The organism is Roseburia amylophila, from assembly GCF_025567465.1.
In the GTDB taxonomy this organism is placed as follows: Bacteria; Bacillota; Clostridia; order Lachnospirales; family Lachnospiraceae; genus Roseburia_C; species Roseburia_C amylophila.
In genome coordinates this window covers 1-13,773 of sequence record NZ_JAOQKI010000011.1, presented here as the reverse complement: position 1 = coordinate 13,773, position 13,773 = coordinate 1, and the positions used below count along the sequence as shown (strand labels likewise).

The following is a 13,773-nucleotide window of genomic DNA, read 5'->3' as shown; positions in this document are numbered from 1 at the left end:
CGTCTAGTAAAGTGCAGGAGTTTGTGGTAATATTATATAAAAATGCACTTTATGAAGGAGGTCAGATTTTGAATAATTTTAGGTTTAACTTAAAAGGTCAATTAAATGAAGTGAAGTTGCCTGAATACAAGGCTTTATGGCCTCTTTTTGAAACCGTTGTAAACTCTATTCAATCGATTGAAGAGTCAACAAATTCTCAAAATGGCCAGATAACAATTTTAGCTAATCGCTTAGAAGATAGGCAAGTGAATATGGATGGAAATGAAGAGTTAAATCCATTTTATGAATTTCAGGTAATTGATAACGGAGAAGGCTTTAATTCTATTAATTATAACTCTTTTTTGGAGGCTTATTCCAATTTGAAAGTTTCAAAGGGGTGTAAGGGAATAGGTCGCTTTTTATGGCTGAAAGCATTTACTAAGGTTAATATTGAAAGCGTATATTGCGAAAAAAATAGATGGCTAAAAAGAAAATTTGAGTTTTCAGCAGATAATGGGGTTGAGCCGGAAGAAAATGTAGAGGGGAGTAGTATCTCAGAATATAAGACTGTTGTTACGCTTTCTAATTTCATATTGAAATATAGGAAAAAGGCACCATTGTCGTTGGAGGCTTTAGCAAAAAAAGTTATAGAGCATTGTTTACCATACTTTTTGGGGGATAATTGTCCACATATCGTATTGAGGGATAGTTTGGGAGGGACTTATGATTTGAACAAATATTTTGACAATACAATAAAGGATTCGTTACACCGGGATGAATTTGAAAAAGATGGGAACAAATTTTCATTGTATCATATCAGAATGGCAGAAGGTGCTGTGAAGCACGAACTACATTTTTGTGCTAGTAAACGAGAAGTTAAATCCTATGACTTAAGTCAATATATTACCGATTTGCAAAAAAGAATTGTAACGGATGAGGGGGAAGCGTTTTATTACTTAGGATATCTGACTGGAGAATATTTGGATAGAAACGTAAACCTTAACAGAACGGCTTTTGATTTTGAAGAAGAGGATACACTTTTTGCGAGTGTATCAGAAAGAGAACTCATTGAAATTGCAAAAGAGTATATTCTGGCTTATTTAATTGATGATTTAAAAAAGATAAAGGATGCAAAAAGAGACTTTATTGATTCATACGTTCAGAAAGAAAAGCCTCAATATCGTTATTTATTAAATAGAAAACCAGAATTGTATGATCAGATTCCTGCTAATTTAAGTAAAGAAAAATTGGAATTAGAATTACATTCTGCCACACAAAAATGGGAGACTGAAATTCATTCTCAAGGCAGAGAGATAGAAAAGAAGGTAAAAGACAGTAAATTTGACAGAGAAAACTTTAGTAAAATATTCAATGAATATTGCAGTTCAATTACTGAAATTAGTAAATCAAGTTTGTCAGAATATGTTATTAGACGAAAAGCAATATTGGATTTATTAGAAAAGGCAATAGAAATTCAAGAGGATAACCGGTATTGCTCAGAAGAAACTTTGCATTCTATTATTTGCCCAATGCGGTATACGTCTGATGAAATTGAGTTTGAGGAGATGAATCTCTGGATTATAGATGATAGGTTAGCATATCATACCTTTTTGGCATCTGATAAGTTGATGAAGTCATTGCCAGTATTAGATACGTCGGTCGAAAAGCGTATGGACATTGCTGTTTTTGATCAAGCATTTTCATTTTCTGATAATCAGGATTTTTTTAATTCAATATCTATTGTTGAATTTAAAAAGCCGAATAGAAATGATTTAAAAGATGATGATAAAAATCCGATTAATCAAGTGCTTGGATATGTTAAAAACATAAAAGAGGGAAAAGCAAAACGTCCAAATGGCAGACCATTTGTAAATGTAAGTAATACAGCTTTTTATTGTTATGTGATTGCTGATTTGACAGATTCCATGAGAGAGGATGCAGTAAATGCTGGTCTTATATTGACTCCGGATGGAGATGGTTATTTTGGATATAATCAGACAAGAGGTGCTTATATTGAAGTAATATCTTATGATAAATTAGTAAGAGATGCTAAACAGAGGAATCAAATTCTTTTTGACAAATTGTTTAATCCGAAAGTAAATGAGGTTTTAAATTCCAAGTTGTTAAACGAATAGGGTTAATGTATAGTCATGGTGCCAATTAGACATTTCTAATTGGCACTACCCATTTAAAAGAAAAAGAACATTTAGAAGGCGGAAGAATTGAAGGTGAAAATATCAAAGCAAAGTTGCAGACAGGAGAGCTTGGTTTAGATATGGCAGAGTATATGGGCGAATATAAAATAATAAGAAGGATGGATGGTGGTGGAAATGCCAACGTTTTTGTTGCGGAGAATGCAAGAGGTGAAGAGGTCGCGATCAAAATTCTTCGAGAAGAAAGTGGTAACGGAAAAAAGGCGGTAAAAAGGAATAGAAAAAAGAGAATACGTTTTAAGATTGAGACGGAGATGGTAGTTGGGATTCAAGATGAAATTAAAGGGGTTATTCCTATTTTTTCTTACGGATTACCTGATGAAAAAATAAAAAAATATTGGTACGCAATGCCAATTGCTATACCCCTTGAAGATAAATTGAAGGAAGTGAAAAGTCTTGAAGATAAAGTGAATTGTGTTTTGGAACTGGCAAGAACTTTGGAAGCGTTACATAAAAAAGATATTGTTCATCGAGATATAAAACCGAAAAATATATACTTTTACAATGGTAAGTATTGTCTTGGAGATTTTGGCTTAGTTGACTATCCTGAAAAGAGAGATTTGACGTCGCTTCAAGAAGCAGTTGGTCCAAAGGCTACAATGGCTCCTGAAATGAGATATAATGCAAAAAATGCTGATGGTAAAAAGGCAGATGTGTATTCTCTTGCAAAAACATTATGGATTGTATTGACTGGAGTAGATCATGGATTTGAAGGTAGATATGAAGAAGATGATGCGATAATTGGACTGCGTAATGACAAGAGGTATAAAAAGGAACATTTAGTGGAATTGGAAGAACTATTAAAGCAGGCAACAGAGTACGATCCGTCATTGAGACCTAGTATGGAAACTTTTGTGACAACACTTGAAAAATGGTTAGAGGTAGTAAGCAATTTTCAAAAGAGCAATTATAGTGAGTGGAAATATTTACAGAATAGGCTGTTTCCTAAAACAGTACCATTACATGCTGAGTGGAGAGATATAGATTCTATTATAAAAATTTTAAATGATATAGGAAGTATGCCTGGACTAAATCATATGTTTTTTCCAACTGGAGGGGGACAGGATGTAGAATCGGCAAAATACGCAAACGAAGAAGGATGTATCTGTTTGGTAGCTGGAGGTTGTAACTACATATTTAAACCGTATAGGTTGGAATTAGAAAATTACGGGAAAAGAGATTATAGATGGAGTTATTTTAGATTACAATTAGAACCAATAGAACCTATTTCTAATGCGATATATGAGGATTGTCGTGAGTCATTGATAGAAGATTTTCCGGGACATTATATAGAGAGCAATCTGGCAAGTTATGGAAGATATGATGATGGAACAGAGTTTCCTAAAGGACACAGACAAGTCGACAGATTTTTGAATGGCTCGTTTGTTATCTTTTCAAAACAATCTGTATATAATCACATCTCTGGAACTTATGATGCAAGGCATAATAAAATGAGCAGTATGGAATTTCGACATTATATTGGAACCATGAGACAATCATATTATATGATGAAAGATTTTACTAAATTTTCAAGCATTTACCAGAAGAATCCATTTAGTATTAAAGAAGAAAAAGAGGATGTAGAAACCCATAGGAGAATAGAAGAAAGTTGTAAGTTTGACAAATTTATCGAAGAAAATTGGAATAAATGGTGCTTAAAAGATATTTGTGATGAAAATAATAATAAAAATGATGGTAAGTTGGAATTTGCTATTATGTTTCATATAAATGGTGGAACTTTTGGTGCAAGAAAATATGTGGCGGAGACAGGATATATTTGTGAAGAAGATGTTATACCATATCCGGTAAGCAAGGATGGGAAATATTTATTTACAGATTTTAACGGAGCAGTTAAGGCTATTGTTGAAATGAAAGATTATATAAAAAAAATATGCAGTGAATCAGGGATAGTATGGCAGGAAATGGGTATTTATTTTACAATAAAACTGTTTCGGATAAAACCTCCATCACATATATTTACTGAAGAAGAAATTAAAGAAGTATTAAGAGCAGGAAATGACTTTAGGAATAACCGATTGGTTATTGATGAAGAAGGATATGCCCAGTTAATAGATAGTGATTTACATTATGAATGTTATCGATATCCAGTGTCTCAAGAGAGTTATGATGCTCGAAATAATTATGTTGGACAATACGCGAATTTGGATGATGTAGGTGAAATCTATCTGGCTATGCTTGATGGTTGGTTACATCACTTGCGTACAGGGCAAAGGTATGACGTTGATTATTATGATCAATGTGAAGATGCGGAAAAGATGTTAGCAGAAATAAAGCAATACTATCAATAGTGCGTGGGGTAAAATTTATCCCCCTAGGTGGAGTATGAACCTTTTCGCAAAAGGCAATAGTTTCGCTATTTAGTATAAGAAGTAACTTTCACCGCATGTCGAAACAGTCTGCCTTCTGTCGAGAAAAAACCAATAAATCAAAGGTTTCTGCGATTTCGGAAGAAAAATGGATGTGTGTTTCTGTTTCCGCAGAGTGATGATATAACCGGAGGTTTACCCCAGGGGATAGGCTTTGGAGAATGGAAAATATACATTTTGGCGAAAGGATACTTTTTCGCAAAAGTAAATTTGTGATAAGGAGGATAAGTTAATGAGCAATTTTAATAATAACGCATATCAAAGTTTAGTTGCGGATTTAATCGGAGATACATTTTATAAAGATACTTCCGTTAGCGGAAGAATATCTTTTGTTAGAAAATATGCAGAGATTGTTATTCGAAAAATATTAGATATTGATCCAAATAAGGCAGTAACTTTAGGAGCAAAGAATATTCAAAATAGAATAAAAAATTTGCCTAACCATGAATTCATTGAAGCAGCTGTAGAAACTGTTCGTGGCAAAGGAAATCAGTCAACACATACGCAATATTTAGAGGGGTTTGACTCAGAGGATTTTGATAATGTGGTAGATGGTTTATTTGATATGCTATCATATCTGCTGATAAGCTATTTTGAAAAATACGAATTTGGATCAAGAAATGACGTGTTATATTCCTTTTCAATGCTGCCACCTATAATACGTTATAAGGTGTTAAGTTTTTTATATAAAAAATATCCGGATAATATTTCGGTCATAGATAAGTTGGTTTTGGCAACTGTGAAAGCTTTTAGTGTTGATGAGGCAACTGAATGGGTTGAAAGAGAGAAGAACGCACTAATCAAGATGGGAACAGTGACGGAAAAAGCCTTTAATGAGATAGCTGAAAAAGAAGGCATAGAGTTCGCTGAACTTATTCGAAATAATTCACCTGCTAATATGTACATATTATGTAAAATGAAGATTTCAGAAGTCGGAGACATGGTTAACAGTAGAGGTGTGTTATATTCGGATTTTGAAAGTGCATTGCCACATTATAAATCAAGAAGAATATTAATAGGAGATGATTTGGAAACAACGGAATTTAATGATATTATGAATTTTTTGTATATGGGAAGAAAAGAAAAAATTAGAGAAATATCAAATGAAAGTAATCCGTATGTTATCTTGAATTTTATTTCGTGATATGGGGATAAAACCATTACCCCACCTTGAAAATCTATTGCATACTTTCGCTATGCAGTATAAAATCAAGGTTCAGAGGAATATTGAGACAGTGTGCATGTTGTTGAAACTCCATGAGGTGAAGTAGCATGTGAATGTGAGACTTGACATGGACGAGATGGATTTAACGGCAGCTGAGAGGCACTAAAGGTTCAGGGAACATTTGCTCAGCACGGACCGAAGCGGAGCGGAGCGTAGACAGGCTACTTATGAGGAGATAAAGAAGTATATTGCACAGATAAAGCAGAAGCATGGCATTATAGAAAGAGAGAACTATAATAAGCCAAAATCTGAGAAAGGCGGACAGCCGGAATGCCCAAAAGATTTTCTTGTAATTTGTAAATATAAAGCAAAGGAAGTGTGAGAATGTCAAAAGATTTAACAACTTCTCAAATTGATAGACAAAATATTTTGAATAATGACTTAGCAGTTAATGAAATTCAAAATCAGACAGGTATTCAGGGTATTATATTTGATGGACGATTAAGATTTACAAAATCAATGGTGGCTACATATTTTAACGTAGATGTGAGAACAATTGAGAGATATGTTAGCGACAATTCTGATGAAATTACTGCAAATGGATATGAGATTTTAAAGGGAAAAAACTTAAAGAATTCATGGATTGTGTAATAGCTCAGGATGTTCCCGACATAAATGTCGGGAACATTAGCAATAGAACACCTCAAATAGCAATATTTGATTTTAAGGCTTTTCTTAATATGGCAATGCTGTTGGCAGAAAGTGAAAATGCAAAAGTTCTCCGACAAATAATGTTAGACATGCAAATATAGAGACGCTTGTGATATGTGTACCATAAAAGAAGATGATATTTGTTCTATATTACAGTCACTTACCAATAAGGGAATTATTAAAAAAATCGGAAATACATATAAATATATACTTTACGGAGTATAAGTTGCCCGAGTATACTTGTTTACTACTCGCAGAATTTAAAAATTTAGGATCCAAACAGACGTCCCCCTTACGTCTGTTTTTTCTTGCCAAAATGTATTATAATAGAAAAGAAATTTTAAGAAAAACGGAGGAGTTAGGAAAATGAAATCGAAATCCGGAAACAAGAAATTATGGATTGCAGTTATTATTTTCGTATTGATGATAGCCGGAGCAATCGGCAATCATTCGGATAATAAGAAAGAAAAGCCTGACAGGGAAAGTTCCGTTGCCGCGGAAGCACAGACTGAAACAGAGACAGAAAGCAATACAGAGCCTGGTGGTGATACGGAGGATTTTGTTACCGAGGGAGTCATCAGTAATACCTATAAGACAGATAGCAGTTCCGCCGGACAGATGCAGGTGCATTTCATAGATGTAGGGCAGGGCGATGCTGCCTTGATAGCTTGTGATGGTCATTACATGCTGATAGATGCCGGCAATAATGACAAAGGAACAATGGTACAGTCCTATCTTATGAGCCAGGGTGTAGAGAAACTGGATTATGTCATAGGAACGCACCCGGATGCAGACCATATTGGAGGACTGGATGTAGTAATTTATAAATTTGACTGCGATACAATTATCATGCCGGATGTGGCAAATGACACCAGAACCTATGATGATGTGGTGCAGGCAATGAAGTCCAAGGGCTATCAGACTACTTATCCGGTAGTTGGAGAGACTTATACTTTGGGAGGAGCAACCTTTACCATTGTGGCGCCAAATGCAGACTATGGAAATGACATGAATGACTGGTCGGTGGGTGTGCTGGTGCAGAACGGCAACAACCGTTTCCTCTTTACCGGAGATGCAGAAGAAAAAGCGGAAGAGGACATTTTAAATAATGGAATTGATATTTCCGCAGATGTTTATGCGGCGGCGCATCATGGAAGCAAGACAGCCACAAGTCAGGCTTTTTTGGATAAGGTATCACCGACTTATGTGGTAATCAGTGCCGGTGAAGGCAATAAATACGGACATCCTCATGCAGAGGTGCTGAACCGTCTGCGGGCAGCCGGCATATCCGTGTTCCGTACCGATGAGCAGGGTACGATTGTAGCAACATCGGATGGAAATGATATCACCTGGAACTGCTCACCGTCAGAAAGCTGGAAAGCAGGAGAACCGACCGGAAGTAGTGATAGTACAGCAAATAATTCCACAGCAGACAGCACTACATCATCAGGCAGCAGTGATGCAGGTATAGCTGCAGATGCATCCGGCAGTTCAAATAGTGACAGCAATTCCGTTATGGTACATATTACAGACACCGGTTCAAAATATCATTCGGCAGGCTGCTCGTATTTGAAAAAGAGTGACCATGAGGTGACTCTGTCAGAGACGAAGAACATGGGTTTGACACCATGCTCAAGATGTAACCCGCCACAGTAAAAATTTAATGAGAAAAACGAATCGCCAAGCCCCTTGCACTTTTTGGCTGGTTAGTATACAATAAACGAAGTTAGTGGCAACTAACTCCACGTGAATCATAGTGACTCCTTTGGAATATGGAGACGGCAATATCCATATTCACCGGAAGAAATATTCTTCCGGGTGGAAGAGTGAAAAAGGAAAAGGATACTATAAGCTTCCAAAGGCTGGTACAGAATATACCGCAATCAGTTACTCCGCATTGAAGAGGAATTAGGTGACAGCGCGGTATATCCTGGAATGAAAGCATTTAATGTGAAATAATCGTACTCCTATAGAAAAAAGATATTCATTAACAAACCAGAAAGGAAGCTGCAGAGATGCGGCTTCCTTTCAAGTTCAAGTCCTTTCAAGTTTGTCAGAAAGTGTATACGACAGCCCCGGAATGTTATATAATATAGAAGATATTATTTATAGAAGAAACAGGATCAACCGGCAGGGAGAAACAAATGTCAGAAATAGAGGAAATCTTAGAAGCACAGCATAAATATTTTTATACAGGAGAGACAAAGAAGCTCGCCTTTCGCATTGCCATGCTAAAGCGGTTGGAAGAAGCAGTAATCAGGCATGAAAAGGAACTGTTACTGGCGTTGCAGAAGGATCTGGCGAAAGCACCCTTTGAAGGCTATGAGACAGAGGTTGGAATTGTGCGAAGGGAATTAGCTGATACGATAGCTCATTTGAAACAGTGGGACAAACCGAAGCGGGTAGGCACGCCAATCGTGCATTTTCCGTCTGTCAGCACAATTTACAGAGAACCTTATGGCAGCGTACTTATTATGTCACCGTGGAATTATCCGGTGCAGCTAACGTTAATTCCATTGATTGGTGCTATAGCAGCAGGTAACTGTACTGTAGTAAAGCCTTCGGAATATGCTGTGCATTCGGCGAAAGTGCTGGCTAAGCTGTTACGGGAAATCTTTGATGAGAAATATGTGGCAGTGCTTCTTGGAGGAAGAGCAGTAAATGAAGCTGTTTTAAAAGAACGTTTTGATTACATCTTTTTCACCGGAAGTCCTGCGGTGGGAAGCGTAGTGATGGAAGCGGCAGCAAAACATCTGACACCGGTTACACTGGAACTGGGCGGCAAGAGTCCCTGCATCGTGGATAAAACTGCAGACATTAAGCGGGCGGCAAGAAGAATTGTCTGGGGCAAATTTCTAAATGCCGGACAGACCTGCGTAGCGCCGGATTATGTGCTGGTACAGGAGGAAGTAAAAGAACCATTGCTTCGCAAAATGAAGCACTACATCCGGAAAATGTATCGTGATGAGCCGCTTTTGAATCCGGAATATCCAAAGATTATCAATGAAAAACATTTCAATCGTCTTAAGAAAATGCTTTTAGAGCAGGATGGTGAAATCATAACCGGTGGCAGAATGGATGCGGATACGCTGAAAATAGAGCCGACGCTTCTTGCCGGACTTACAGGAAGAAGTAAGGTAATGCAGGAAGAAATTTTTGGACCGGTTCTTCCGGTATTTGCATATTCAGATTTGGCAGAAGTAATCCGGATATTGCAGAAGAAAGAGAAGCCACTGGCACTGTATCTTTTTACAAGAAACAGCAGGGTAAAGAAAACGGTGATTTCCAAGGTGAACTTTGGCGGCGGCTGCATCAATGATACCATTATTCATTTGTCCAATGAGAAGCTTCCCTTTGGCGGAGCAGGAAACAGCGGCATGGGAGCGTACCACGGAAAGCATAGCTATGAGACCTTCAGCCGGGAAAAGAGCATCATGGAAAAGGGCAACTGGCTGGACATTCCATTCCGCTATCCACCTTATGGGAAACGTCTGCCACTCCTGAAAAAGTTATTGAAATAGTATTCTCAGAAAATATATTTATGTAAACTCAAATAAAAGAAAAAGAAAAAATGCATAAAAAATGGATAAATATGCATCAAACTTAGTGACTATTTGTTTTGCGAAAAAGGTTGAAAAAACCTTCCCGATATGGTAGAATTTTTACAATTTAGGTAGACTGTGCAGGTTTGGTGCATTTTTTATGCAAAAGGAAGGAAAAAGAGATGACTGACTCTTTTTTTTTGCGCAGGTATCGGAAGAATAGAAAGGACAGGGTGAACAAATGAAAGCTTTTCTTATATTGGAAGATGGCAATGTATTTACCGGAACCAGCATCGGTTCAACACGGGAAGTCATCAGTGAAATCGTATTTAATACGTCGATGACAGGGTATTTAGAGGTACTGACAGATCCATCTTATGCAGGACAGGCGGTAGTAATGACATATCCTTTGATTGGAAATTATGGAATTACACCGGATATGGAGTCAGGACGTCCATGGGTAGATGGATATATCGTAAGAGAATTATCCAGAATGCCAAGTAATTTCCGTTGTGAAGGAACCATTCAGGATTTCCTGAAAAAATACGATATACCTGGAATTGCAGGAATTGATACCAGAGCATTAACCAAGCTCTTACGTGAAAAGGGAACAATGAATGGAATGATTACAACAGATGAGAATTACAATCTGGATGAGATTATTCCAAAATTAAAGGCTTACACCACAGGAAATGTGGTAGATAAAGTAACCTGTGAAGAGAAAAGCGTATTGCCTGGAAAGGGCAAAAAAGTAGCACTGTTAGACCTTGGTGCTAAGAGAAACATCGCCCAGTCATTAAATAAAAGAGGCTGTGAAGTTACCGTTTATCCGGCACATACCACAGCAGAAGAAATTTTAGGCACGAATCCGGACGGAATCATGTTAAGTAATGGACCTGGAGACCCGAAGGAGTGCGAGGAGATTATTGCAGAGATTCGTAAATTATATGAATCTGACACACCGATTTTTGCAATCTGCTTGGGACATCAGCTGATGGCACTTGCAACCGGTGCAGACACATATCATTTGAAATATGGTCATCGTGGAGGAAATCATCCGGTTAAGGATTTAAAGACCAACCGTGTATACATTTCCAGCCAGAACCATGGTTATGCAGTAGATACCAATACCCTGGATGAGAAAATTGCAAAACCGGCATTTGTAAATGTAAACGATGGAACCAACGAAGGATTAGAGTATGTCGGAAAGAACATTTTTACCGTACAGTTCCATCCGGAAGCATGTCCGGGACCACAGGATTCTGCTTACCTTTTTGACCGTTTTATTGAGATGATGGGAGGAACGAAATAATGCCTAAGAATAAAGATATTAAAAAAGTATTAGTAATTGGTTCAGGTCCGATTGTCATTGGACAGGCTGCAGAGTTTGACTATGCAGGAACACAGGCATGTCGTTCTTTAAAAGAAGAAGGAATCGAAGTTGTTCTGGTAAATTCCAATCCTGCTACCATTATGACAGATAAGGATATTGCAGATGAAGTTTATATCGAGCCATTAACTGCAAAAGTATTAGAGCAGATTATCATAAAAGAAAAACCGGACAGCGTCCTTCCTACCTTAGGTGGACAGGCAGGTCTTAACCTTGGTATGGAGTTAGCAGAATCCGGATTCTTAGAGAAACATGGTGTCAAACTGATTGGTACAACTGCTGAGACAATTTTTAAGGCTGAGGATCGTCAGGCATTTAAAGATACCATGGAAAAAATCGGTGAGCCATGTGCACCATCCCAGGTAGTACACAATGTGGAAGATGGTATCAAATTTACCAATACCATCGGATATCCGGTTGTACTTCGTCCTGCTTATACCTTAGGAGGAAGCGGCGGCGGAATCGCACATAATGAGACAGAGCTTATCGACATCTTATCCAACGGACTTCGTCTGAGCCGTGTCGGAGAAGTACTGGTAGAACGTTGTATCGCAGGCTGGAAGGAAATCGAGTACGAAGTAATGCGTGATGCCAATGGAAACTGTATTACTGTATGTAATATGGAAAACATTGACCCGGTTGGTGTACATACCGGAGACTCTATCGTAGTAGCACCTTCCCAGACATTAGGTGATAAAGAGTACCAGATGCTGCGTACTTCTGCACTTAATATCATTTCCGAATTAAATATTACCGGTGGATGTAACGTACAGTATGCACTGCATCCGGAAACCTTCGAATATTGTGTTATCGAGGTTAATCCTCGTGTATCCCGTTCTTCTGCATTAGCATCCAAAGCAACCGGATATCCGATTGCAAAAGTTGCTGCAAAGATTGCACTGGGCTATACCTTAGATGAAATCAAGAATGCAATTACCGGAAAGACATATGCAAGTTTTGAGCCGATGTTAGACTACTGCGTAGTAAAAATCCCAAGACTTCCATTTGATAAATTCATCACTGCAAAACGTACGTTAACAACACAGATGAAAGCAACCGGAGAAGTTATGAGTATCTGCAATAACTTTGAAGGTGCCCTGATGAAAGCAATCCGTTCCTTAGAGCAGCATGTAGACAGTCTTTTATCCTATGACTTCAGCAAGCTTTCTGATGAGGAATTACAGGAGCAGTTACATGTAGTAGATGACCGCAGAATCTGGGTCATTGCAGAAGCACTGCGCCGTGGCGTATCTTATGATAAAATTCATGAGATTACAAAGATTGATAAATGGTTTATTGACAAACTGGCTATCTTAGTTGAGATGGAGCAGGATTTAAAGACAAAACCACTTACCGTAGAGCTTTTAAAAGAAGCAAAACGTATGGAATTCCCGGATAAAGTCATTGCAGATCTTACTGGAAAGAGTGAAAAAGAAATTCATGACATGCGTTACGAAAATGGTATCGTAGCAGCCTTTAAGATGGTTGATACCTGTGCCGCAGAGTTTGAAGCATCCACTCCATATTACTATTCTGTATTTGGCAGTGAAAACGAAGCAGAAGAGACAACACCGAAGAAGAAAGTTCTGGTATTAGGTTCCGGTCCAATCCGTATCGGACAGGGTATCGAGTTCGACTACTGTTCCGTACACAGCACCTGGGCATTTGCCAAGGAAGGCTGGGAGACAGTTATCGTAAATAACAACCCGGAGACTGTATCAACAGACTTTGATATTGCAGATAAACTGTATTTTGAGCCGTTGACACCGGAAGATGTTGAGGCAATTGTAAAATTAGAAAAACCGGACGGAGCTGTTGTTCAGTTCGGTGGACAGACCGCAATCAAGCTGACCGAAAGCTTAATGAAGATGGGTGTCAAGATTCTTGGAACCAAGGCAGAAGATGTAGATGCTGCCGAGGACCGAGAGCTCTTTGATGAAATCTTAGAGAAGACCGGAATCCCAAGAGCAGCAGGCGGAACTGTATTTACTGCAGAAGAAGCCAAAGAAGTTGCACACCGTCTGGGTTACCCGGTACTGGTTCGTCCTTCCTATGTATTGGGCGGACAGGGTATGAAGATTGCATACAATGATGAAGAGATTGAAGAATTTATCGGAATCATCAACCGTATTGCTCAGGATCACCCGATTCTGGTTGATAAATACCTGATGGGTAAGGAAATCGAAGTAGATGCCGTATGCGATGGTACAGATATTTTAATTCCAGGTATCATGGAGCATATCGAGCGTACCGGAGTACATTCCGGAGACAGTATTTCCGTATATCCGGCACCGACTATCAGTGATGAAGTAAGAGAAATGCTGGTAGAATATACCAAGCGGTTAGCACAGGCATTACATGTAGTAGGACTGATTAACATCCAGTT

General features: G+C 38.2%; 8 protein-coding genes. All 8 read left to right on the top strand.

The annotated features are described in order from the left end of the window. Positions 1-68: 68 nt before the first annotated feature. On the top strand, positions 69-2,114 hold the full coding sequence (locus OCV43_RS08475; RefSeq protein ID WP_262623849.1) for a DUF4263 domain-containing protein: 2,046 nt from the start codon (positions 69-71) through the stop codon (positions 2,112-2,114). 140 nt (positions 2,115-2,254) lie between these two features. Then, complete coding sequence (locus OCV43_RS08470; RefSeq protein WP_262623848.1) at positions 2,255-4,501, top strand: protein kinase domain-containing protein; 2,247 nt, start codon at positions 2,255-2,257, stop codon at positions 4,499-4,501. Positions 4,502-4,811: 310 nt separating this feature from the next. Then, positions 4,812-5,723 carry a hypothetical protein gene (locus tag OCV43_RS08465; RefSeq protein ID WP_262623847.1) on the top strand — a complete coding sequence of 304 codons (912 nt, stop codon included), beginning with the start codon at positions 4,812-4,814 and terminating at the stop codon, positions 5,721-5,723. A 405-nt stretch (positions 5,724-6,128) separates the two neighbouring features. Then, complete coding sequence (locus OCV43_RS08460) at positions 6,129-6,395, top strand: hypothetical protein (protein ID WP_262623846.1); 267 nt, start codon at positions 6,129-6,131, stop codon at positions 6,393-6,395. Between the two features lie 426 nt (positions 6,396-6,821). Next, complete coding sequence (locus OCV43_RS08455; protein ID WP_262623845.1) at positions 6,822-8,111, top strand: ComEC/Rec2 family competence protein; 1,290 nt, start codon at positions 6,822-6,824, stop codon at positions 8,109-8,111. Between the two features lie 488 nt (positions 8,112-8,599). Next, complete coding sequence (locus OCV43_RS08450; RefSeq protein ID WP_262623844.1) at positions 8,600-9,976, top strand: aldehyde dehydrogenase; 1,377 nt, start codon at positions 8,600-8,602, stop codon at positions 9,974-9,976. A 262-nt stretch (positions 9,977-10,238) separates the two neighbouring features. After that, positions 10,239-11,309, top strand: coding sequence for a carbamoyl phosphate synthase small subunit (locus OCV43_RS08445; protein ID WP_262623843.1), 1,071 nt, complete (start codon positions 10,239-10,241; stop codon positions 11,307-11,309). Beyond that, positions 11,309-13,773: carbamoyl-phosphate synthase large subunit (gene carB, locus OCV43_RS08440; RefSeq protein WP_262623842.1), on the top strand; the 2,465-nt coding region annotated here is incomplete at its 3' end. The genes OCV43_RS08445 and carB, both read left to right, overlap by 1 nt.